Here is a 24,011-nt window from a genome sequence, read left to right on the forward strand (position 1 = left end):
TAGTCTTATGCCCGGGGCCAACTATGAAGTTACCGATAACAAAGATGCTTTTTTGCAAAGTAAAGCTGCACGTATTAATTACGATAGCTCTTACATACAAGGAGCAATAAATATTTTTCCGCAGGGATTGCTGTTTCAAACAAGCATTACCCCTGTAAATCCTACCATCGGGCAATGGCAGGAAAATCCTACACTTTTTGCGGGTGAAGGGGATATACCTTTTGATATTTTCAGTGCCGCGTTTTGGTTAACAAGCCGCTACGAAGAATATACTGATACCACCCGCGACAACCACGGAAGGTTTGCTGCAAAACAAAGTTTTTTGTTTAAAAACAATTTACTGCACCTGCCGCTGATTAATATTTGGGCAGATGGACTGCGAAGGATGCTTAATAACACACATGGTCTCGCTTTAAAACCTTTGTCATACAGCTACGTGCCCACGTTGGATATCGACCAAGTGTATTACTACAAATACCGGCCTCTTATCAGCAGTGTTTTGGGAGCCGGAAAGCAATTTACCAAGGGAAACTTTAAAGGCTTGGAGCAACGTATGTTGGCTACTCTAAACCTTGTGCCCGACCCTAATAATACGTTTGCATACCAACATAAAATACATGAGCAATACAACATTAGCCCTGTGTATTTTTTTCATATGGGTACAGGTGGTAAGCACGACCCCACTCCCTTACACACCAAAAAATCAGTTTTAGCCGTAATTAATTCTGTTTCATCCCAAAATATGGCGGGTATACACCCTTCTTACCGCTCGTTTAATAACGAAGCCATTATCTTGGCCGAGAAAAGAAGGTTAGAGGAAATCATTGGCCGCACTGTGGAGTGCAGCAGACAACACTACCTTAGATTTACATTACCGGATACTTACAGGCAGTTGATTGAATGTGGTATCACCCATGAATACAGCATGGGCTATGCTGATAACACCGGCTACCGCGCAGGTATTTCGTCACCGTTCTTTTGGTTTGACTTGGAACGGAACGAGGTTACCCCACTCACAGTGCACCCGTTTGCAGTGATGGATGTAACACTGAAAAACTATATGAAACTTAACACGTTAAATGCTATAAAGGAAATTGAAAAACTAGCTACACCTGTGAAACAATACGGTGGTGAGTTTAGCAGTTTATGGCACAATGAGTCGCTGGGAAGCTTGCCTGAATGGAAAGGCTGGAGTGATGTTTACGAGGCAATGACTAGTTTTTGCATAACAAATGAAGATTGAGTTTTTACATAGGGACGAGATTGACGATGCACTTTGGGATGCTTGTATAAATAAAGCCCTCAATAGCCTTATTTACGGGTACTCATGGTATTTGGATGAGGTGTGTGATGATTGGGATGCCCTTGTGTATGACGATTACAAAGCCGTGATGCCCTTGCCCCACCGTCGCAAATGGGGTTTTACATATTGTTACCAACCGTTTTTTTGCCAGCAATTAGGCGTTTTTTCTACAACTGAAACCGGTGAAGCGTTATTGAAGGCATTTTTCAGTGCCCTCCCAGCTCACTACACTCTTTTTGATATGCAGCTTAATGTGTTCTCAAAGCCCCTTGATGGTTTAGGAAAACTGAGAACACGCACAAATTACCGCCTGCCCTTAATCCCTGTGTACGAAAAGATTGCGTCAGGATATAACAACAACACCAAGCGAAATATTAAAAAGGCAGAGGCCAATAAGATAGCTGCTTTTGAAAATGCTGACCCGTTCTCAGTAATTGCACTCTATAAACGCCATTATGCAGATAAAACTCCCGAAATTAATGACGCGGCTTACGACCGATTGACCCGATTGGTTTCAAAGGCAATAAAAATGGGAGCGGTACAGGCCTGGGGGGTGTACGATGAACACAATACCTTATGCGGCGGGGCGATTTTTTTAACCGACCATAAAAACCTTTATTACCTTTTAGGTGGCGCTGACGATGCCGGACGCTACAACGGTGGCCTACACACATTGTTTGACGCATTGATTAAAAGGTATGCGGGTTTGGATTTAGTGCTGGATTTTGAAGGCAGCGATATTGAAGGTATAGCCCGTTTTTATGCCGGTTTGGGAGCAAAACCACTCTCTTATTATCATTTACGAATTAACCGTTTGCCTTGGTGGCTTAAGCTGTTTAAGAAATAGTAATACTCTTTTTGTAACTTGACCCAAAATGAAGGCAGAACTATCTACTGTTTTTTTGGGCATCATCTCATCAGCTGCAACGGCTTGGATTACTTATTTTTTTACAAGGCGCAGCGACGAAAGCAGACTTGAAACCGAAAAAAGGCTTGAGCAAAAATTTAAATACTTCTTTCCGTTTAAAAACGAGTGTATTGAGTTTAAGCACCGTGTGAAACACATTGCCCGCGACTTGAGCGGATTTAGAGGAAACAATGACGGGGTTAAAAAAATTAATCAGGCTAAAATGAAAGCCCACTTTAAAGAGGGCTCAACGTTGGATATCCCGTCTGAAAAAACCGATTGGTTTTTTGTTGACTTTTACTCACGCCCTATCAACGGCAACCCGATTATACCCGGCGGGTATTTTTTTACTTCAACACTGTATATGCACTGTCTGCTATTCAGACAAATTACCATTCTGCAAAACGAATATCCTTTTATGTCGGTTGAACTAAACAAATTCAGTCCTCCAAAAAGTGCAGGGGCAGATACCGGTGACGTTGAGTTTTTTAACTACTGCAAAAAGGTTGTAAGCCAAGAGTCAGTGGGCATAGGGTACCGGAATAAACTGGTTGAAATACGCGAAAAAGGACCTATACAAAGCATCAACACTTTAATTGAAGCCATCCGCTTATCTACAGTGTTTAGCGGCGGACTACCTTACAATATGCACATCTCATTTGGCGCCTACGTTATGAAAGGCGATGGCATTATAAGTTATGAGGAATTTTGTACAGAACTGACCAATAAAAGTACCCTAACAAAGTTTTTGCCCCTGATACGATTTTGGCAAAAACTGGGTAGCGATGATGGCGATGTTCAATCAGAGGCCATACAAAGTTTATGTGCTTTGTATGTAGCACTAGAAAATATTGAGTATTGCGATTTGAAGTAGCTTATGCCCCTAAAATTTTTGCATTCACAAAAAAGCGGGTTTTCACATCCAAATCAACGTTTTGGTTAAGGGCTTTATCTGTAACGGTTTTCACCCTTAGTTTAATCTTATCCTTCATCACATACTCTTTCAGGTTATCGCTGGCATAATCCAACTCAAGCACGCTTAAACCATCGGGAATATTGTTTTTTGATGCTATTTCTTTTTCGGGCAAACCATCAGCAGAAATAAACACGTTTATTGATTTCAAAAAATCAAGATTTTGGCCTTGTGGTGCTTTCACAGTAAGGTTCATTCCTGCCATCTTAATCTCGTCCACCATATCCTTGCGAGTATCGTTGGCACTAAACTGCTCTTCGTAGTTTGTAGTAATATCGGGCGTAAGTATATCAAACGGAAGATTAATACCCATATTGGCAGGCACGGTTACAGAGGCATTATAGTCTAAATAAAACTCGGTAAGTTTTTCAAGCTTCTTGCAAGCATTCAATGTAAGCCCTGTAACGGCAATCAGAATAACGATCAGTTTTTTCATAGCGGTAAGTTTTAATTAAAAGTTAACCCCGCAAAACGCGGAACCTATTTATGTATCTACAAATTCCCACATCAGCGGGAACGGCTGTTTCTACCTATTTTATAATTGTTGCCCCAAGCAAATCAGTGATTTGTTTGCGGTAATTTAAAAACATCATGTGTTTTTGCAATAATACATCCAATTTTTGGGCCACATCTTCTGTTTCAACAGCTTGTGTGCCTTCATTATCAAAAACATCCTCCGCAACCGGCGGCAAATCAATCACATTTCCGTCTTCATCTATAAACACCGGAATCTCTTCTTGGTTCATTGTGTCCACAGGCATTTCAATAATATTTCCGTCCTCGTCCACATACACCGGCACGTTTGCCCCCTCATTAAAAGATGCCTGAACAGTAACAGGCGTTTCCTCTAGCCTGCGCATTTCTTCAAGGTTTTGCTGCATCATCACATCCAGTTTCTTTAGTTTCAGGTGCAGCATCACACTATCCGCATCGTTTGCGTAATTGTCTTTTATCTCGGTAATATAAATTTCAAACTTCTCTTCCCAATGAGGACTGATTTTGTACTTCTCGGTCAAAAAATCAGCCGCCTGTGCCACAATCTCCAAATCCTCACTGTGTAAAAAAAAGTTCTCACCCAAAGGCTCCATATTTTCAATGGTAGTTTTCACCATTTGCAACACCCGCTTATAAAGGGGATGCTCAAACTCAAATCCATCGGCCTCTATCTGTTGCAATAAATAATCAGCAACGGTAAACACTGTATCGCGGTAGGGTAAATGACCGTATTGCATCAACACCCTTGCCACACCCTTCTCCTGTTCTAAACCAATACTTATGGCAGGTTGGGTTTCTTCTTCCCAAAATGGTTCGGCGTTTATGTGTTCCAGTTCATCCAGCAGCTTGCGTTCTTCGGGGTCTTTTACATCCGTTTTACGGCGTATTTTGTTCACCTCCGCCATCAGCAACTCAGGCCCTACTTCAAACACCCTTGCACACTCGTTAATAAAAGTGCTGCGGGTTATGCTGTCGGTTATTTTGCTGATGCTCTCTACTATATCACGTATGGCCGCCGATTTCTTTATCGGGTCGTTTTTAGCTTCACCTATCAGCAACTCCGATTTATACAGGATAAAATCCTTTTCGTTTTCGTCGAGGTATTTCTGGAAGGCCGCACCGCCCAATTTCTGGCAATATGTATCAGGGTCTTCGCCTTCGGGCAGCAGAACCACCTTCACATTCAGCCCGCCTGCCAAAATTATGTCGATACCGCGCAAAGCAGCTTTTATACCCGCAGGGTCGCCATCGTATATAATACTTACGTTTTTTGTGAACCGATAGATTTGCTTTACCTGCCCATCAGTAAGTGAGGTGCCTGATGAGGCTGCTACGTTTTCAATTCCTGCCTGACTAAGTGTGATAACATCGGTATAGCCTTCTACCAGATAACATTTATCGTGCTGACGGATGCTGTTTTTGGCGAAGTAAATGCCGTATAAAATCTCTGACTTTTTGTAAACATCCGTTTCGGGACTGTTCAGGTATTTAGGGCTTTTATCATCTTTTACCAACTGGCGTCCGCCAAAAGCCACTACCCTGCCGCTAAGGTTATGAAAGGGGAACATTACCCGTTCTCGGAACATATCAAAGGCGCGGCCCTGGTCGTTTACTTTGCTCAATCCTGCTTTTTGCAGCACATCAAGGCTGTAGCCAATTTTTACAGCATTATCTGTAAAACTACCCCACTCCTTCTTAGTGTACCCCAGCCCGAATTTTTTTATGGTTTCATCCCTAAAACCTCGTTCGTAAAAGTAGGTTTTGCCAACTGTTTTGCCCTCTTCTTCCTCCCACAAATTGTGTTGAAACTGTTGTGCGGCATACTCAAGGGCGATAAACAAACTTTCGCGTTCGCTGGCAGCGGCCACCGCTTCGGGAGTTTGGTTCTTTTCTTCAACAACCTCAATATTGTACTTGCGGGCTAAGTAACGCAAAGCATCGGCGTACTCCATTTTCTCGTGGTCCATAATAAAGCCCACAGAGTTTCCTGCCTTTCCGCACCCGAAGCATTTGTAAATGCCTTTATTGGGCGACACCACAAACGAAGGGGTCTTTTCACCGTGAAACGGGCATAATCCCATAAGGTTTGACCCCCGCTTTTTCAGCGTGACAAAATCGCCTACCACCTCATCTATCTGGGCGGCGGCCAATATGTCTTCAACTGTTTGCTTAGGGATCATTTTTACAAAGGATTTTTTGTTTTGCAAAGAAACAAGATTTTGGGCAGTAACACGGGCCTGAATATAAAATTCAGGCCTTTTGCGGATTTATCCCCAATGGTTTAAAAGCATTCGAGATAAACCATTGAGCAAAACACGGGCTTTATGCCCGTTGCCACAACCGTTGTAAAAAACCTACATCATAATTCAACCAAAACCCTGTATTTTGAAACCACAATGCCCGCTAATACACAAGCTGCAATTAATTGGTTTTCATCGCTGGGCTGGACTCCCCAAAAGTTCCAGCAACAGGCTTGGAACGCCTATTTGCAAGGTAAAAGCGGATTGGTTAATGCCCCTACAGGCAGCGGCAAAACATACAGCCTATTGATACCCGCCCTATTAGAAGGGCTGGCCAATGGCACACAACCAACCACCAAAGGCTTGCAGCTTATTTGGCTCACCCCTATAAGGGCATTGGCGAAAGAAATTGAACTATCTGCCCGCAGGGCTATTGCCGGGCTGGGCAGCACGTGGGAGGTGGGCATCCGCACGGGCGACACTTCTACCAAAGAGCGGACTAAGCAAGCCAAACAAATGCCGCAAATACTGATTACCACACCTGAAAGTTTACACCTGATGTTTTGCCAAAAGGGGAATAGCGAGCTATTTAAAAATCTTAAGTGTGTGGTGGCCGATGAATGGCACGAGTTGGTAGGCAGTAAACGCGGAGTACAAGTTGAACTGGCACTCAGTCGTTTAAAAAAAACATCTAATCAACTGAAAATATGGGGAATATCTGCGACAATTGGCAACATGGACCAAGCCCGAGAGATTTTGCTGGGCACAGACTATTACCCCCAATCGGTGCTTGTAAAATCCGATATTAAAAAGAAGGTGATTGTTGAAACCGTTTTCCCTGATGAGATTGAAAATTTCCCTTGGGCGGGTCATTTAGGAATAAAACTGCTTGAGAAGGTAGTCCCTATTATAGATGAAGGCAAAAGCACGCTACTGTTTACCAATACCCGCGCACAAAGCGAGATTTGGTACCAGCGCTTACTGGATGCCGCTCCCCACCTTTCGGGCATTATGGCTTTGCACCACGGCAGCATTGGACTTGAGCTTCGCCACTGGGTAGAGGAGCAACTGCACATAGGCAACCTAAAAGCAGTGGTTTGCACCAGCAGTCTTGATTTGGGAGTAGATTTTCGCCCTGTGGAAACCATTATCCAAATTGGCAGCCCCAAAGGTGTTGCCCGCTTTTTGCAACGGGCAGGACGAAGCGGACACCAACCGGGAAAGCCCAGTAAAATCCACTTTGTACCCACTCACTCGCTGGAGATAATAGAAGGTGCCGCCCTGCGCGAAGCCATTAAACAAGGGATGATGGAAGATCGTATTCCCTTTGTACGCAGTTTTGATGTGTTGGTGCAATACTTGGTTACACTGGCCGTTGGCGAAGGATTCCGCGCACAAGAAGTATATGAAGAGATAACAACCACCTTTTGCTACAGCAGCATAAGTTCCGAAGAATTTGAGTGGGTGTTGAGATTTATCGTTTCAGGGGGCGATAGCCTTCAAGCGTATGATGAATACCACAAAGTAGTAATTGAAAACGGCTTGTTTAAGGTAGAAAGCAGGCAAATAGCCATGCGTCACCGCCTTTCTATCGGCACAATTGTGAGCGACGCCGTTTTACGCGTAAAATTTTTAAGCGGAAAAAACATAGGCACTATTGAAGAGTCGTTTATCAGCAAATTACGTCCCGGCGACACTTTTTGGATAGCAGGCCGCAACCTTGAATTGATACAAGTGAAGGAAATGGATGTATTGGTGCGAAAATCAGACGGAAAAAAAGGGATAACGCCCAGTTGGGGCGGGGGTAGGATGCCCCTATCATCACAGCTTTCTGAAATGTTGCGCCACAAACTGCACACCGCAAGCACCAGCAACGAGGAGGAAGTGAAACTGCTGCGTCCGTTGTTTGATATGCAAAACAAACTCTCGATTGTTCCCAACGAAAACCAGTTTTTGATTGAGAAGTTTACTACCAATGAGGGTTGCCATGTTTATTTTTACCCTTTTGAAGGCCGTGCCGTGCATGAGGGGATGGCGGCCTTGTTGGCTTTCCGTTTGGGGCATTTTAAAAACTTCAGCTTTAGCATTGCGATGAACGACTACGGGTTTGAACTCCTTAGCGACCAAGACATTCCCATTGAGCAAGCGGTGGATAGCGATATTTTTACGCTCGACCATTTGTTTGCTGATATACGCGCCAGTATAAACGATACCGAGATGGCCCGCCGTAAGTTTGCAGAGATTTGCAAAGTAGCAGGATTGGTATTTCAGGGCTATCCGGGTAAAGGAATAAAGGAACGCCATTTGCAATCATCGTCGCAATTGTTTTTTGATGTGTTCCACGAGCATGAACCCGATAATTTATTACTGAAACAAGCCTACGAGGAGGTGTACGACTTTCAGCTGGAGCAAACCCGTATGCAAAAGGCTATGGAGCGCATTAACCGACAAGAGATAATTATCCGGTATCCTTCACAACCTACACCGTTTTCATTCCCCATTATGGTTGACCGCCTGCGTGAAAAATACAGCAACGAGCCCATTGAGGAGCGTATCAAAAAGATGAAACTGGAGTTTGATTAGCTCCAAAACCATCGGGAATAAATCCTGATGCTATTGATAGCAGGTTAGGGTCTGACCGCAACCCGTCATTCCCAACTTGATTGGGAATCTCACTTTTCGACCCCTACACGATTAATTATTAGGCCGACATGCCCATAGTCGCCTTCCCCTGTAGGGAAGGAAAAGTTAAAGGCTGTCTGCAAAACAGATAGTCAGGAAGGGGGTCAAAGGGTTGCGCGCGGCTTCCCTCCTTGCTAAAGCCTGTGGGAGGGAAAGGAGGGACTGAGGGAGGTGTGTTACCTAAACCCATCGGGAATAAATCCCGATGCTATTGATAGAATGTTGAGCACTCTATCTATAGCGGCAGGTCTGCGAACCTGCCGACCAAAGACCCCATCCCGATTAATTCTTAGCCCGACATTCCCACACTCGCCTTCCCCTGAAAAGTTAAAAGCTGTCTGCAAAACAAATAGCCAGGAAGGGGTTAGGTTTTTAACTCGCCCCCGAAACTTCCCTTAGCTAGACTTTCAAATAGTCGCCCCTCTCTATATTTAGAGAGGAAAAGTTTGTTAGTCGCACAATTATCAATCATTCTGGGGTGAGTTAAAATTCTTTTCACGACCACCCCTAACCCTTCCTTTTCCCTACGCTCATACTTCGACAAGCTCAGTATTGATGCCTTGCAAAGGAGGGGAACAACCGCACAGGCTCACTAACCCAAAATGGTGGCAGCTATAAAAAATATCATTCGGCGTTCAATGTCCCCCTCAATGAAGGGGTAGGGGGAGGATTTTTCCCCCTCCTGCACCTCCCAAAGGGAGGAGATTGGAGTGCTAATTGTGCCCATCAAAGCAATCCGTTTGTTTACCCTCATCCCAGAAAAGCACAGCTTCGCCCGAATATTAGCCAATCCCTTCTCCACATGGAGAAGGGCGACGTGCAAGTGTGGTTAGAGAACTGGTTGCTAAGATGAGGCAAAAGCCACCACGACCACCCCTAGCCCCTCCTAAAAACAGGAGGGGAACAACCGCACAGGCTCACCAGCCCAATAATAACGGCAGTTATTAAAACTCGTTCGGCGTTCAAGGGCTATGCGCGGGGCTTCCCTCCTTGGATAAGGAGGGACAGAGGGAGGTTTGAACACTGGTTGCGGGGATGAGGCGGCCCAGCGCGTCGCATTTCCCCTCCTACGGTGGGCAGTGGGTGGTTTAGGAGGGGACTAAGGGGTGGTCAGAATAGTGGAAACGTGGGCTATTCCACAATTATCAAATGGTCAGGGGTGAGTTAAAACAGGCACAAGCAGGACGCTAGCGGAGGTTATGTTTCTATTGTTCGTTTTGCTTAATTTCTTTTTTTACTTGATCAATAAACATACGAGGGTTCCAACCTTTTATTAAACCTTCTAATATATAAGAGTCAAACATAGTAAGCCCTAAACCACTAATACTTGGTGGGATAGGTAGACTACTTAAAGAAGATACATATTCCCCCAATGCATACATACCGAATGTTTTCATAAACTTACCCTTACCTTCTTCAAAAAAACCCTTTTTATTTGCTATTACATCTATGTATTCTCTTACTATTTCTTCTGGGGGTACAGTAATGGATTTAGCGTTTATCCATTTTCTGTACTCTTTTATGTTTTTATTATTCCGTAATTCAAACGCCCTATTAAAAGGTATCTTTTTTTGTAAAAAAAGAGAATAAATATCAGGTAAGGTTTCTTGCTTCAGAATTTCACCCGTGCCTTCAGAAACACCTAATGCACTTCTAATGTGTCTAATACTTTCGTCTGTTAGCCGATAATAATTATATTTATTATAACTCTTATACTTCTTTTCAGCTAATACGGTTGTTTCTAATATTTGTGACCCTAAATCTAATAAGATGGTTCTTTGTGTGCTATCCAATTCTTCCGCAGCTTTTTCAAAAGGCAAATCAAACTCTGCTAGCCGGTTATTGTTATAAGCATCTAATACAATGCTCACTGCATTAGAAGAGATATTTTTTTCTGGTAGTTTATACTGCTTAAGCGCTTTTCTCTTGAAAATTCTTTTCCTGTCTCTATGAAGACCCGTAATTTTTAAAAGAAGGTTGTCAATATTTTTTTCAGGGTCACTATCGTTTTCTGTAAAACTCCCAGCTATTAATGGCGGAGTTCCTATTGCCGCCGTGTAATCAATCGGTCCATTAGCGTCCTCCTGATGACCTGTTACTGCTGCAATAACTGGTGTCCACAAAACAAGTTGAATAATATCTTTCTCCAAAAGCTCTTCAACTTTATTTAATCCTAATTCGCGGATAAGAAAATATAATGATAAATTATCTCGTTCTACTTTTATAGCTATTTTGTCAAATAATAGGAACTGTTCGAAAAGTAGTGCTAATAAACGTTGCTTAACTATTTCTTCTGATGGCGAGTTTTGGGGTATTGGGGCGATTTTTTGTATGAATTGTTGCCCATAAAGTTCAACTTCTGGATTAAAAACTATATCTGCCATTATTTTATAAAGACTTCCATGTAAAAATACAAAATTCCCCCGATAATCTCCCCTCCCTCACCCAAATCTCACCCCACAATTACAAAAACTTTTTACCTTCGCCAGTATGAAAATACTGCTGCCTGTTTTTCTTTCATTTATTACAATAAGCGCATTCGCACAAGACAAACCCAAGTGGGACGTTAGCAACCCGCCGGGGCCGTATAAAGAAGTTACCATCACCACCCACGAGGGTACGTGGATGAACCTCGACGTGAGCCCCGATGGCAACACCCTTGTATTTGATATGCTGGGCGATATATACAGCCTGCCCGTTGCGGGCGGCACAGCCGCGCTGTTACGCGGCGGTCATGCCTTTGAGGTGCAGCCCCGCTTTAGTCCCGATGGTAAAAAAATATGCTTTACCAGCGATGCAGGCGGCGGCGATAACGTGTGGGTGATGGATGCCGACGGTAAAAACGCCAAACAAATTACCCAAGAAGATTTCCGTTTGCTAAACAACCCCGTGTGGACACCCGACGGGCAATACATTATTGCGCGCAAGCATTTTACCAGCAGCCGTTCATTAGGCGCGGGCGAAATGTGGATGTACCACATCACTGGCGGCAGCGGCATACAGCTTACCAAACGCAAAAACGACCAGCAGGACGTGAACGAGCCAGCCCTTTCGCCCGATGGCCGCTACCTGTACTTTAGCGAGGATATGTACCCCGGCGGCTATTTCCAGTACAACAAAGACCCCAACAGCCAGATATACATCATTCGCCGTTACGACCGCGAAACAGGCGAATTGCGAGACCTTATCAGCGGGCCCGGCGGTGCTTGCCGTCCCCAAGCCAGTCCTGACGGAAAACAACTGGCTTTTGTGCGCCGTGTACGCACCCAAACCGTGCTGTACGTGCACAACCTGCAAACGGGGCAACAAATCCCCGTGTTTGATAAACTAAGCAAAGACCAGCAAGAAGCATGGGCCATTTTCGGTGTGTACACAGGCTACAACTGGCTGCCCGATAACATCCACATCGTTATTTGGGCGCAGGGCAAGCTGTGGAAGATAAACACCCAAACCCAACAAGCGGCTGAAATTCCGTTTACGGCCACCGCCACGCACCGTATACACGATGCGGTGAAATTCAGGCAGGAAGTGTCGCCCTCCACCTTCGAGGCCAAAATGATACGCCACGCCATCACCTCTCCCGACGGGAAAACCCTTGTGTTCTCTGCCGTAGGTTATTTATGGAAAAAAGAATTGCCCAACGGAACGCCTGTGCGCCTCTCTACCCAAGCCGATGCGTTTGAATTTGAGCCTGTTTTCAGTCCCGATAATAAAAAACTGTTATACGTTACGTGGAACGATACCACCACGGGTGCTATTTGGGAATACGAGTTTAAAAAAGGAAAAACCAAAAAAATAACTACTGAAAAAGGTATTTTCCGCGAGCCCGCTTACTCGTCTGACGGTAAAAAAATAGTGTACCGCAAAGAAGGTGGCAACGACCACCAAGGCTTTACCTATTGCGAAAATACTGGCATATATATAGCCGATACCGATGGTAAAAACGTACAGTTAGTTAGCGAAGACGGGAGCAATCCTGTTTTTACTGCCGATGGAAAAAATATTTATTACCAACAGGGTAAAAAGTATTTCGAGGTGGATTTATCGGGCAATAACAAAAAAGAATTATTTACTTCAGAGTACGGAAAAGACTACACCCCAAGTCCCGACGGAAAATGGATAGCCTTTACCGATTTGCACAAAGCCTACATTATCCCTGTTCCAAAATCGGGCAAAACCTTTGATTTGAACCGCAACACCAAAGCCGTGCCCGTTTCGCAAGTAGCACGCGATGCCGGTTTCAACCTGCATTGGAGCGGCGATAGCAAAAAACTGCATTATACATTGGGCGAAGAATATTTTACGGTAGAAATTAAAAACCGTTTCCTTTTTGTAGAGGGTGCAGCCGATAGCATTGTACCCGTTGATACCGTTGGGATAAAAATAGGTTTGCAATTAAAAACCGATAAACCCGCAGGTACAAAACTGCTTACCAATGCCCGCATAATCACCGTTGATAATAATAACAACGTGATAGAAAACGGGTATATTTTAATTAAAGACAATATTATCACCGATATAGGCTTGATGACCGATGTTTGGAAAACCAGCCCCAAAGCGGATGATACCATTGATTGCAGCGGCAAAACCATTATGCCCGGTTTGGTGGATGTACACGCGCATTTGGGTACTTTCCGTCAAGGCTTGCACCCGCAAAAACACTGGCCATACTATGCAAGTCTGGCATACGGAATCACCACCACGCACGACCCCAGCAGTAACAGCGAAATGGTATTTACCCAAAGCGAGATGGTGAAATATGGCAGTATGATTGGTCCCCGTGTATACTCAACAGGGACGATATTGTACGGTGCCGACGGCGATTTTAAGGCCGTGGTAAATAGTTTAGAGGATGCTAAATCGGCGATACGTAGGACTAAAGCATTGGGTGCTTTTTCGGTGAAAAGCTACAACCAACCTCGCCGCGAGCAACGCCAGCAGGTGATTGAAGCAGCCCGTCAGTTGAGCATCATGGTAGTACCCGAAGGCGGTTCGTTCTTCTACCACAACATGAGCATGATTTTAGACGGCCATACGGGCATTGAACACAACATACCCGTTGCTCCTGCATATAATGACGTAATACAACTGTGGAGTGCCAGCCAAACGGGATACACGCCCACGCTGATTGTAAACTATGGCGGCGTAAACGGCGAATATTACTGGTACCAGCACACCAACGTGTGGGAAAAGGAACGTTTGCTCAACTTTACCCCTCGCGGCATTATTGACGAGCGCAGCCGCCACCGCACCATGATACCCGAAGAAGAATACGAAAACGGGCACATTTTGGTAAGTAAGTCGTGCAAACAACTAAGCGATAGCGGTGTGAAGGTGAATTTGGGCAGTCATGGACAGATACAAGGCATTGGCGCACATTGGGAACTATGGATGCTGGCACAGGGCGGTATGAGTGCGATGGAAGCCATACGCAGTGCTACGATGAACGGTGCGCAATACATCGGCATGGGCGACCAAATAGGCAGCCTTGAACCCGGTAAACTGGCCGATTTGCTGATTATGGATAAAAACCCGCTGGATACGATTACTAATACCGAAAGCCTTCGCTACACTATGATAAACGGCCGTTTATACGATTGCAATACGCTGAACGAAGTAAACAGCCCTAAAAAACGCGCACCGTTTTGGTGGGAAAACAATGGCTACAACGCCACCTTCCATTGGCACGAAGAAACCAACAGCTTTATGCCCACCCAATGCGGTTGCGGCGGCCATCACGGGGAGTGATTTATTTATGATTTTTGACTTGTTGATTTGGAGATTTAATTCCCGTCTGTGCGTCATTGCGAACGGGTTTTAAAATAATTATTGAATTATAAATAAAAGATTAGTGAAGCAATCCCAATGAAACGATACAAACGGATTGCTTCGTCAGCCGAAGACGGCCTCCCCGCAATGACGACTCGGCGTTCGTCATTACAAGCGTCAAAATCAATTATACCCGAAACCAAAAAATAATAGCGAAGCAATCTTATACTATCTTTACAAAAAGATTGCTTCGGCAAGCTACGCAAGCCTCGCAATGACGATAGTTGCTCGAAAAGACAGAAACTTTGCGTCATTGCGAGGAGGTACGACGAAGCAATCCGTTGCCACAGAAATAAAATGAAACGTGTCGGCTATACTTACATTCTAACAAATGCTAATAACACCACATTATATGTTGGGGTTACTGCTGATTTGATGAAAAGAATGGAGGAGCATATTAATAAGAAGTTTCCCAATAGTTTTTCAGCAAAATACAATTTAACAACGCTGGTTTGGTTTGAAGGGTTTAACCACATAGAAGAAGCCATTGCAAGAGAAAAACAATTAAAAGCAGGGAGTAGAAAACGAAAAGAGGAGTTGATAAATACTATAAATCCCAAGTGGGAAAATTTATACCTCAAGATTATTTCGGGGGAGATTGAGGTTTAACTTTGGGATTGCTTCGTCGCCCGAAGACGGCCTCCTCGCAATGACGAACTTTGGCCGCCACCTCGTCATTGCGAACAGGTAATTTCAAAAAGCAGGAAATTATATATTTTGGTTAGTGAAGCAGTCTTTTGAAATAATTCATTGGGATTGCTTCGTCAGCCGAAGACGGCTTCCTCGCAATGACGGCTCGGCGTTCGTCATTGCGAGCGGCAAAACCAATTATACCTGAAAACCAAAAAATAATAGCGAAGCAATCTTTAACGACCTTTACAAACGGATTGCTTCGTTGACCTAAGAAGGTCTCCTCGCAATGAACGAACGCCGAGCAGGCTTAACAATTAGCCTATAACCCTCCCCGCAATTACCGTAAAACCAAGTCTTTAGTAACAAGCAGTTGAACATTACCCCATTTTGCGCTATTTTTGAGGGCATATAGATTTTTATGTTACAGCTTAGCTATTTACGAGAGAACACAAACGAAGCCATAGAAAGGCTTAGTAAGAAAATTGCCAACGCAAAAGAAGGCGTAGAGGCTGTTTTGTTGGTTGACGACAAACGCCGCGCAGCACAAAAAGAGCTTGACGATGTTTTGGCAGTCTCCAACAAATTGGCTAAGGAAATTGGCGACTTGTACAAAAGCGGTCAGCGTGAAAAGGCCGACGAGCTAAAACAACAAACCGTCGTGCAAAAGGAGAAAGAAAAAACCCTTTTGGGGCAGCTTGAGAAACTGGAAGCCGAGTTGAAAGATGCTTTGGTGATATTGCCCAACGCCCCCAGTCCGATGGTGCCTGTGGGTCGCACGCCCGAAGATAACGAGGTAGTAAAAACATGGGGAACGATGCCCGCTTTGCAAGAAGGAGCTAAACCCCACTGGGAACTTACCACCCAATACGATTTGATTGATTTTGAAACCGGTGCTAAAATTACCGGAGCAGGTTTCCCTGTATACCGCGGCAAAGGAGCAAGGTTGCAACGCGCCCTTATTAACTTCTTTTTAGACGAAGGGTTAAAAGCCGGATATTTCGAAATTCAACCACCGATTTTTATTAACGAAGACAGCGGTTTCGGTACCGGTCAGCTACCCGATAAAGAAGGACAGATGTACCATATGCAGTTGGATAACTTGTACGCTATCCCAACGGCAGAGGTGCCCATTACCAACTTGTACCGCGATGTGATTGTGCGCGAGGATGAACTACCCATTAAAAACATGGGCTATACTCCTTGCTTCCGTCGCGAGGCAGGCAGTTATGGTAAAGACGTTCGCGGCTTGAACCGTTTGCACCAGTTTGACAAGGTGGAGATTGTGCAGGTAACCACTCCCGAAAAATCGTACGAAACGTTGGAGCAAATGAGCGAATACGTTCAAAGCCTGTTGCAAAAGCTTGAGCTGCACTACCGCGTATTGCGCTTGTGCGGTGGTGATATGAGCTTTGCCAGTGCCCTCACGTATGATATGGAGGTGTACAGCGCAGCCCAGCAACGTTGGTTAGAGGTGAGCTCGGTATCAAACTTTGAAACCTTCCAAGCCAACCGTTTGAAGTTGCGTTATAAAAACAGCGAGGGTAAAAATATCATCGCTCATACACTAAACGGCAGTGCGCTGGCGTTACCCCGTATTGTAGCTGCATTACTCGAAAACAACCAAACCCCTGACGGAATTGTGTTGCCCAAAGTATTGCACCCCTACACGGGCTTTGAAATCATAAAATAAACGTTGTTAAAACACATCATATATACACTGGTAGGCTCTGTGTGGGCTTTATCGGCAGCAGCACAAGGAAACGGCTGTTTCGATGATTTTGCTAAAAATCCTACCTACCAGTGTAATACTCCTTTTAACCCTGTTTGCGCTTGCGACGGTAAAACCTACTTTAACGAGTGTGATGCCATTAACCACGGGGGAATACAGAATTTTAGTTATACCACAGGGGTTTGCGGCGATTGGGAAATGTTTATAGGTCAAGATGCCCCTAATAGGATGATTAAAGCCTCCTTTCAGTTTAAAAACAGCGGAGGTAGCCTCACCTTTATGATTGTGGATATATACGGTAATGTGGTGCAGCAGCAGTTTATCAATAGTGTAAACAGTTTTCCTATCCAGTTGGATATAAGCACCGTTTCTTTTACCCCGGGCATTTACATTGCGTACGCCTTTGGCGGTAACTACCGCAAAACCATCAAATTTTCGGCAGGGAATTTTTAATTTCAAAATCGGCACACACCCGCAAAGCCGTTATATTTGCGTTGCTATGCAAATCACTAAAGACAATAAACTTCGTAAACTGGTATTAGTAGGCGATAAGGTATTGATAAAGCCCAAAAACTTTAGCGATAAAACCAAAAGCGGTCTTTACCTGCCCCAAGGCGTGTATGAAAAAGACGAGGTGCAAACGGGTACCATTGTACAAATAGGCCCCGGATATCCCATTCCTAATTTTGAAGATGACAGCGAAAGCTGGAAACCCCAAAGCAAAATGAAATACTTGCCCCTGCAAGCACAAGACAACGATGGGGCAGTGTTTTTACGAAAAGGGGCGTATGAGGTAGAATACGAAGGCGAGAAGTATTTAATAGTTCCCCATCACGCAATTTTGATGCTGATTAGGGATGAGGAACTATAAGTAGAGTCTTTATTTAACCTGCAACGCTTGTTCCAAGTCGGCTAGCAAATCTTCAATATCTTCAACTCCTACGCTAAGGCGCAAAAGACCGTCGCTAACGCCTGCTTTTTCGCGTTCTTCTTTAGGAATGCTGGCGTGCGTCATGCTGGCAGGGTGACCGATTAATGATTCAACACCACCCAACGATTCAGCCAATGAAAATACCTCAAACGATGAAGCCACGCGGAAGGCTTCTTCTTTATCATCGCCTTTAAGGGTAAAGCTAATCATACCGCCAAAATCGCGCATTTGTTTGCGGGCAATTTCATAGCCGGGGCTGTCTTCAAAACCGGGCCAATATACTTTGCCTACACGTGGGTGTTGGCGCAAGTAATGTGCAATGGTGCGGCCGTTGCTGCAATGGCGCTCCATACGCAAATGCAGGGTTTTTATACCGCGCAATACCAAAAAACTGTCCATAGGGCCGGGAGTAGCTCCGCAGCTATTGTGTATAAAGGCTAATTGCTCATACAAGCTGTCGCTGTTCATGCACAAAGCACCCATTACCACATCGCTGTGGCCGCCCAAATATTTGGTAACGCTATGCATTACAATATCAGCACCCAAATCCAAAGGGTTTTGAAGGTAGGGAGACGCAAATGTATTATCTACTGCCAGTGTAATGTTGTGTTGCTTGGTAATAGCAGCTATGGAAGCAATATCAATAATCTTACAAGTGGGGTTGGTAGGAGTTTCTATCCAAACCAGTTTGGTAGCAGGGCTAATGTGTTGTTTCAGATTATCTGCCACTGTTAAATCAACAAACTTAAAGCTGATGCCAAAGTGGGCAAACACCTTTGTAAACATACGGTAAGTACCGCCGTACAAATCATCGGCACAAATTACCTCATCGCCGGGGCGCATTAGTTTGGCTACTGCATCAATAGCACCCATACCGCTGCTAAAGCACAAGCCGTATTTAGCATTTTCCAAAGCGGCAATACAATCTTCCAACGCCTTGCGGGTTGGGTTTTTGCCGCGTGCATAAGCATACCCTTTATGATTACCGGGGCTTTCTTGCACATAAGTACTGGTTTGGAAAATAGGAGTCATAATAGCTCCGGTGGTTGGGTCGGGCTCTTGTCCTGCGTGTATGGCTTTTGTTCCGAATTTCATCTTCGTTGTCGGTTATTTGTTATCAGTTATTGGGATTGCTGTTGGCTCTTGGGTTAGGAATGCTAATAGCCAAAGGCCAACTGTTAAAAGCATTTTGCTGCTGCAAACCTACGGGTTTTTGACAAGACTGTTTGACGTGGAACTGGGATAAATTTTTAGTCTGCAAAAAATTTTTCATTTCGGCGTAGGGGTATTGTTTCACATGAATGTCATAAGGGCATAAAACCATGAAACAGATTATTTTTTTAGCAGCATTGCTGCTTGCAACGTTAACAAATGTATGGGCACAAAACGACAGCTTGCCCAATGTAGATACTTTAAGAGCCACCGAAACTGTAATGCCTATGCAGTTTGGCTTTATTCACCCCTTAGGTACTAATGGCTTAAACAGCACGAAAGTGTATAACACGGTTTCGATAAACGCCATAAGCGGACATAGCAAAGGCACACTGGGTACTGAAATCTCAGGGGTGTACAGCATTACTAAAGCACACGCCGTAGGGTTTAAAGCCTCAGGGGTGATGGACCTTGTGCACGGCAGTGTGTTGGGTACACAAGTAGGCGGTGTGATGGCTTCGGCAGGCGGTGCTTCAAAAGGCTTTCAGGCAGGAGGAGTGGTAGCTCTGAACGGCGGTAGTTTTGAGGGTTTGCAAGCAGGGGGTGTTTTTGCAGGTAATAATGGAAGTGTTGACGGATTTCAGGCGGGTGGTGTAGTTGCTATTATTGGCGGTGATAGTGTAGAAGGTATGCAAGCCGGCGGTGTAGTAGCCATTAGTAACGGAAATATAGAAGGGATGCAAGCAGCAGGTGTAGTAAGTCTTTGCAAAGGTGATGTTGAAGGCGTGCAGATTGCGGGTGTGGTTAGTCAGGCCCGTTTTGTAAAGGGTGCACAAATAGGCATTATTAATATTGCTGATTCTATGGATGATAAATCCGTGCAGCTGGGTTTGGTAAATATATCCCGTAAAGGGGGCATTATGCGCTTTGGGGTAATGACGACGGAGTTCTATAACGCTACAGCGTTTTTAAAAAGCGGTACGCGCCACTTTCACGGGTATGTGGGTATGGCAACCCAATTGCACGAAAAAGATTACCGTTACGGCCCTATGATTGGTATTGGTACCAGTATACGTCTTGCCAACCGCGTTTATATTGAGCCTGAGTGGATGCAATGGTTTGTGATACACAAAAACAATCTGGTGTACAAAAACCGCAGTACACAAATACAACAACTAAGAACGATGTTCAGCTTTTCAACAGGCAAAAAAGGGCCTCACATCAGCGCAGGACCAACCATTAACCTCAGCTATACCTCGTATAAAAATAACAACGGCGAAATTGGGGTTGATTTCTCACCCTCTTACTTCTACAATAAAACCTTTACCCGCAGTCAAGTAAACGTGAGGGCTTGGTTTGGCTACAACGTTACGGTCTCGTTGGGTAAATGATAATGCTTGGTATAAAAGAATAGTCACGGGTTTAAAGCTCGTGGCAAAATTACCTGAATATAAAATTCAGGTCTTTAAACGGTAACGTCCCCAATGGTTTTAAACCATTGGGGACGTATCTATTAAAAGAGGCGGGCTTTATGCCCGTCGACAAAACGGGTTTAATTTCTACAAACGGGCAGCAACGGCCAATCTTCCGCCAAATCCTGCAGTTTTGGTAGGCAACAGCATTCCTTCAATACCAAACAAACCCAATGCGGTTGAATACCGCTTGTTAATTTGCCAACCGCACGATTGGTAAATATCAAACGGGCCAAACCCGCCAATGGAAATGCCGGTGGTAGAGTAGAATTTTTTGCCGATAAAGTTTACCGACTCAATGTTTAACTGCGGACGATAGCTGGCTATCGCCATAGCACGCAAGCGAATGTTTAAGAAGTGCTTATCGTTAAACTTAAGGTAATAGGTAAGTGCAAAACGGGCAGGCAATGCTGAGCTAAACGCATTTACCGAAAACGGAATGTTAAAACGGGTAACAATACTGTCGCCCAAACGCTCTACGTAGCTCGGACTGCTCAAACTATCGGGCGAGGAAACAAATACGCCTTCGTATCGTATGGTAGTGTCTCGGCGAGAATAGGTAGAAGAACCTTCTTTCCAACGGATAAAACCAATATCGCTAATATCAACGCCAATTCCTGTTTTCTCATTAATAGCCATATTAAACTTCACGTCGCAAATGGCTCCCCAGCCCGAAGGCTCAAGATAAAACGGGCGGTAGGGCTGAAAATAGCTTTGTTTAGCCTCCAACTCCAGCGATAAGTCAATGTATTCGCCGTTAGATTCGGTAAACATACGTGAACGGCCAATGTCGTAGCGGCGGTATTCAAATCCCCTTGCAAGTCCTGCGCTCACAGCAATATTTGCCCTGCGGCCTTTTATGGTAAAAAATCGGGTCCAGCCTAGTTGCAAAGCATCGTAGCGGGTGGTAAGGTATTGCAGGTCGTCAAAAATCTGCTCTTTTCCTGCGCCTTGCTTATTTCCCCTAAAAAAGAAATTACCAAAATCGTTGGTAAACTCAGCGCTTTGATGCCTGCGGAATGCATACTTCACTGTAAACAGGTGGTTATACATTTTTTTGGGCGAGATAACGAACTGAAACCCTGCGTTGGTTTCCCTGCCGCCAATGTTTAGCGCCGAAAGTTTATCGGCAGTGGTCTTTATATCGGCAGCGTTCAGTGGTTTTTTAAAGTAAAAATCATACGCAAGGGCATTTACAGCACAGTTAGAGCTAAACTCAAGGCCGTAATCGGCCTCAAACATACTGCCCTCGTAGTGGCTGCTTAGGGGGTGCATATAAAAAGCCGTAAACCTGTCAAGCGGGTTGGGCGTAGCAACAAAACCTTTAGTAGTATCGGTTTGTGCTTTTAGCCCGCTAAAAAACAAAAGTGTAGCAGCAATGGCAGCGGGTAGTCTAAAAGCGTTGTTCATAAACAAAATCACCGGTAAGTTTAACGTCGAATTTATAATGGCTGTATATTTTAACTGGGGTAGTGCTATTTTTTGGCGTATTAAAAGTAGCGCGCACTAATAAGCGTTTTGATTGTTTCACTTTTTCCATCCTTTCGCGGCTAAAGTGGGCTTTTAGTACCGAACGCACGGGCGAAATTACCTTGTTGGTATTTACGTCAACATTTCCAGCTATTACAACATTGTTGGGCATTGCAATAACTGAGTCGGTAATGTTGCCAAACTCATCCAAAAGGTACAATTGTACGCCCGCTGAAAAGGGAAATGAGTTATCAATAATGATATTGAACGAACCTTCCTTCACGCGGTTCAGATTGCCGTCGCTAAACATTTCAAAAGCCAATGTATCAGCAAGCACTAAGTTATCAGCCAATATTGAAAGCGGCATACTTAGCCTTAAATCAGCCCTAAGCTCCGATTTGTCGTAAAGAAAATCTTTCCAGTTAGATACGTTGCCGTTAGGGTTGGTGGTAACATCCATTTCGTACTCCAACTCATCCGGCATGTTAAGAATAAATGCCTTAACGTTAGAGTTGTTTTTATTGAGCAGATACGAGTTTTTCTTCTCCATAAACGGATTATCCGTAGCACGGGGAATGTTTACGGGTGTTCCAATCAGTGAAGGCGCATTAAGAATTACCGTATTGCCTGTTCGGGTATTGCGAGATTTAAGGCTCTTAATATCCACCTTTGCCTCAGCTCCAATACCGTTTACAAGGTTCACGGTCAAGTCCATGTCTTCAAAATCAATGTTTCCCGTAGTGTTTTTAAACATACTGAAGGCTTGTGTAGAAGGGCCTGCTTTAAGCACTTGTTGGCCAAAATAACCTTCGGCATATTCGGCCACCATGTTTAGTAGGCCGTAATAAATATAAACACTGTCGCTAAGCGAAACGCTGGTTTGCCTTCCCGATGAATCAAGAGTTACGTTCAGCAAGTTCCAAAACGCATTTACGGTATCATCTACCGATGGGTTACGACCCCTTAAATCAATGGTATATCCTTCAAGCGGAATATCTTTTATTACATCAGTGCCGCCGCCGGGGGGTGCTGCATTTACCTTCAAAACCTCGCTTACTGAGTTGCCGTTGCGAGTAGCATGCGGTATACTGTAATACACCGTCATGTTTTCTTGTATGGTACTAACAATACGCAGGCGCAAAACGCCTTCTTTAATGCGTATTTTCTTCATTTCGGCTCCGTTAAAGTTATACAGCGCGTTCTCGTCTTTGCTGTGCACACTTTGTGAGGGGAAAATAGCCGTAGCACTCTGCGGTTTTAGTCCGCGTACAGTAATGGTAATATTTACTTTATCGTTTTTGTTTACGGTAACAGGGTTGGGTGTAGCGTAGGTTTTCATACTTATCACCTGCACCTCTAATGAAGCATCCACCTGTTTGCCCGCCAAGTTGCTGGTAGCTGTTTTTGTTTGCCCCGATAGTATATTGGTAAGCTTATCTGTAGCCAGCGTATTGCCGGTAACCTTGTTTATCAGCTTAAACTCAATCTCTTCTATATCCACCGGAAAACCGTTGCTTATTGAAAAATCAATGTAGCCTTCGTTTAACAATGCTGTTTGAAAAAACGAACTGGCATCTATAGGAGTTGGGGGCACACTGGTTACGTTTTGTGCCGGCACGTTTACTGTGAAACCGTGCAAGGCTGCCGCACCCGGAAACGCTTGCTCAAGGGTAATAGCCTGAGACAATGTTCGATCAGACAGCACTAACTTTTCCAACGTCAAAGTTGCTTTTACCTCCGTATCGGGGATTACAAAAAAGTCATTGGCGCGCGCTGTATACAAGGTATGGTCGAAAACAAGCTGTAATGAGCTGTCTAAGTTTTCTCTCACTACCGAATCCGTGACCAGTTGATTGAGCGTTAACGAAGTACTGGCAATGGGCGTGAGCATGTTGGTTTCCCATGATGAATACTCATCGCGCCGACATGAGGCAAAAGCCATCACGGCTGCCAAAATAATCAATACGGGTTTGATAATAGTTTTCAATTGGTTAGGCGGTTTAAGCAAATGTAAGACAATATAACTTTTTAATAGACGGAGAAATTGGTGCAATAGGTTGTATAGCGTAAAACTACTGTAAAAATGTGCGTTTTGCTATTGTTTTCGACGAAAGGCTCGTGATTGCTGCAATGTTTAGCGGGTAGCAGAGGTTGCCCGATACTGATTTATCTTTCTAACGATAGTTTATTTGTTG

At 44.3% G+C, this 24,011-nt stretch carries 16 protein-coding genes; 10 read left to right on the forward strand and 6 right to left on the reverse strand.

Going from position 1 to position 24,011, the window contains the following annotated elements; genetic code table 11:
• Positions 1-7 precede the first annotated feature (7 nt).
• Genes F9K23_11860 through F9K23_11870 form a run of 3 tightly spaced genes read left to right on the forward strand, consistent with a single transcriptional unit; the run spans position 8 to position 3,084 of the window.
• On the forward strand, positions 8-1,243 hold the full coding sequence (locus F9K23_11860) for a hypothetical protein (protein KAB2915183.1): 1,236 nt from the start codon (positions 8-10) through the stop codon (positions 1,241-1,243).
• The gene (locus F9K23_11865; GenBank protein KAB2915184.1) at positions 1,233-2,150 is read left to right on the forward strand and encodes a hypothetical protein; all 918 of its coding nucleotides are present in this window, start codon (positions 1,233-1,235) and stop codon (positions 2,148-2,150) included. The genes F9K23_11860 and F9K23_11865 overlap by 11 nt, the downstream gene beginning before the upstream one ends.
• A 28-nt stretch (positions 2,151-2,178) precedes the next feature.
• Positions 2,179-3,084 carry a hypothetical protein gene (locus F9K23_11870; GenBank protein KAB2915185.1) on the forward strand — a complete coding sequence of 302 codons (906 nt, stop codon included), beginning with the start codon at positions 2,179-2,181 and terminating at the stop codon, positions 3,082-3,084.
• Between the two features lies 1 nt (position 3,085).
• Here the strand turns inward: F9K23_11870 and F9K23_11875 are convergent, their stop codons facing one another.
• On the reverse strand, positions 3,086-3,619 hold the full coding sequence (locus F9K23_11875) for a hypothetical protein (GenBank protein ID KAB2915186.1): 534 nt from the start codon (positions 3,617-3,619) through the stop codon (positions 3,086-3,088).
• A gap of 94 nt (positions 3,620-3,713) precedes the next feature.
• Positions 3,714-5,858 (reverse strand): DNA primase, encoded by a 2,145-nt coding sequence (locus tag F9K23_11880; protein ID KAB2915187.1) that lies wholly within the window; start codon positions 5,856-5,858, stop codon positions 3,714-3,716.
• A gap of 216 nt (positions 5,859-6,074) precedes the next feature.
• On the opposite strand from F9K23_11880, the gene F9K23_11885 reads away from it, so the two are divergent.
• On the forward strand, positions 6,075-8,501 hold the full coding sequence (locus F9K23_11885) for a ligase-associated DNA damage response DEXH box helicase (protein ID KAB2915257.1): 2,427 nt from the start codon (positions 6,075-6,077) through the stop codon (positions 8,499-8,501).
• Positions 8,502-9,805: 1,304 nt separating this feature from the next.
• Here F9K23_11885 and F9K23_11890 read toward each other — a convergent pair.
• Positions 9,806-10,984 (reverse strand): hypothetical protein, encoded by a 1,179-nt coding sequence (locus tag F9K23_11890; protein KAB2915188.1) that lies wholly within the window; start codon positions 10,982-10,984, stop codon positions 9,806-9,808.
• Positions 10,985-11,090: 106 nt separating this feature from the next.
• On the opposite strand from F9K23_11890, the gene F9K23_11895 reads away from it, so the two are divergent.
• The 5 genes from F9K23_11895 (at position 11,091) to F9K23_11915 (ending at position 17,662) form a co-directional block, all read left to right on the forward strand.
• Entirely contained in the window at positions 11,091-14,348 is a 3,258-nt protein-coding gene (locus F9K23_11895; GenBank protein ID KAB2915189.1) for an amidohydrolase family protein, read from the forward strand.
• Between the two features lie 378 nt (positions 14,349-14,726).
• Positions 14,727-15,038, forward strand: a complete 312-nt coding sequence (locus F9K23_11900) for a GIY-YIG nuclease family protein (protein KAB2915190.1) — start codon at positions 14,727-14,729, stop codon at positions 15,036-15,038.
• A 442-nt stretch (positions 15,039-15,480) separates the two neighbouring features.
• The gene (serS, locus tag F9K23_11905; GenBank protein ID KAB2915191.1) at positions 15,481-16,752 is read left to right on the forward strand and encodes a serine--tRNA ligase; all 1,272 of its coding nucleotides are present in this window, start codon (positions 15,481-15,483) and stop codon (positions 16,750-16,752) included.
• 3 nt (positions 16,753-16,755) lie between these two features.
• A complete protein-coding gene (locus tag F9K23_11910; GenBank protein KAB2915192.1) occupies positions 16,756-17,244 on the forward strand; it encodes a hypothetical protein in 489 nt (162 codons plus the stop codon).
• A gap of 46 nt (positions 17,245-17,290) precedes the next feature.
• The gene (locus F9K23_11915; protein ID KAB2915193.1) at positions 17,291-17,662 is read left to right on the forward strand and encodes a co-chaperone GroES; all 372 of its coding nucleotides are present in this window, start codon (positions 17,291-17,293) and stop codon (positions 17,660-17,662) included.
• 9 nt (positions 17,663-17,671) lie between these two features.
• On the opposite strand, the gene F9K23_11920 is transcribed toward F9K23_11915, so the two are convergent.
• Entirely contained in the window at positions 17,672-18,817 is a 1,146-nt protein-coding gene (locus tag F9K23_11920) for a cystathionine gamma-synthase (protein KAB2915194.1), read from the reverse strand.
• A 227-nt stretch (positions 18,818-19,044) separates the two neighbouring features.
• Between F9K23_11920 and F9K23_11925 the strand changes: the two genes are divergently transcribed.
• On the forward strand, positions 19,045-20,265 hold the full coding sequence (locus tag F9K23_11925; GenBank protein KAB2915195.1) for a hypothetical protein: 1,221 nt from the start codon (positions 19,045-19,047) through the stop codon (positions 20,263-20,265).
• A gap of 168 nt (positions 20,266-20,433) precedes the next feature.
• On the opposite strand, the gene F9K23_11930 is transcribed toward F9K23_11925, so the two are convergent.
• Positions 20,434-21,756: a hypothetical protein gene (locus F9K23_11930; GenBank protein KAB2915196.1), complete on the reverse strand. Its 1,323-nt coding sequence runs from the start codon at positions 21,754-21,756 to the stop codon at positions 20,434-20,436.
• Positions 21,740-23,803, reverse strand: coding sequence for a hypothetical protein (locus F9K23_11935; GenBank protein KAB2915197.1), 2,064 nt, complete (start codon positions 23,801-23,803; stop codon positions 21,740-21,742). Before F9K23_11935 ends, F9K23_11930 begins: the two co-directional genes overlap by 17 nt.
• Positions 23,804-24,011: the final 208 nt, after the last annotated feature.

It is taken from the genome of Bacteroidota bacterium, assembly GCA_008933805.1.
Taxonomy (GTDB): Bacteria; Bacteroidota; Bacteroidia; order UBA8524; family UBA8524; genus SB11.

Excerpts from the sequence above, each read along its gene's own strand:
- F9K23_11860 (KAB2915183.1), top strand. The coding sequence starts at position 8 with ATGCCCGGGGCCAACTATGAAGTTACCGATAACAAAGATGCTTTTTTG.
- F9K23_11865 (KAB2915184.1), top strand. The coding sequence starts at position 1,233 with ATGAAGATTGAGTTTTTACATAGGGACGAGATTGACGATGCACTTTGG.
- F9K23_11870 (KAB2915185.1), top strand. The coding sequence starts at position 2,179 with ATGAAGGCAGAACTATCTACTGTTTTTTTGGGCATCATCTCATCAGCT.
- F9K23_11875 (KAB2915186.1), bottom strand. The coding sequence starts at position 3,619 with ATGAAAAAACTGATCGTTATTCTGATTGCCGTTACAGGGCTTACATTG.
- F9K23_11880 (KAB2915187.1), bottom strand. The coding sequence starts at position 5,858 with ATGATCCCTAAGCAAACAGTTGAAGACATATTGGCCGCCGCCCAGATA.
- F9K23_11885 (KAB2915257.1), top strand. The coding sequence starts at position 6,075 with ATGCCCGCTAATACACAAGCTGCAATTAATTGGTTTTCATCGCTGGGC.
- F9K23_11890 (KAB2915188.1), bottom strand. The coding sequence starts at position 10,984 with ATGGCAGATATAGTTTTTAATCCAGAAGTTGAACTTTATGGGCAACAA.
- F9K23_11895 (KAB2915189.1), top strand. The coding sequence starts at position 11,091 with ATGAAAATACTGCTGCCTGTTTTTCTTTCATTTATTACAATAAGCGCA.
- F9K23_11900 (KAB2915190.1), top strand. The coding sequence starts at position 14,727 with ATGAAACGTGTCGGCTATACTTACATTCTAACAAATGCTAATAACACC.
- serS (KAB2915191.1), top strand. The coding sequence starts at position 15,481 with ATGTTACAGCTTAGCTATTTACGAGAGAACACAAACGAAGCCATAGAA.
- F9K23_11915 (KAB2915193.1), top strand. The coding sequence starts at position 17,291 with ATGCAAATCACTAAAGACAATAAACTTCGTAAACTGGTATTAGTAGGC.
- F9K23_11920 (KAB2915194.1), bottom strand. The coding sequence starts at position 18,817 with ATGAAATTCGGAACAAAAGCCATACACGCAGGACAAGAGCCCGACCCA.
- F9K23_11925 (KAB2915195.1), top strand. The coding sequence starts at position 19,045 with ATGAAACAGATTATTTTTTTAGCAGCATTGCTGCTTGCAACGTTAACA.
- F9K23_11930 (KAB2915196.1), bottom strand. The coding sequence starts at position 21,756 with ATGAACAACGCTTTTAGACTACCCGCTGCCATTGCTGCTACACTTTTG.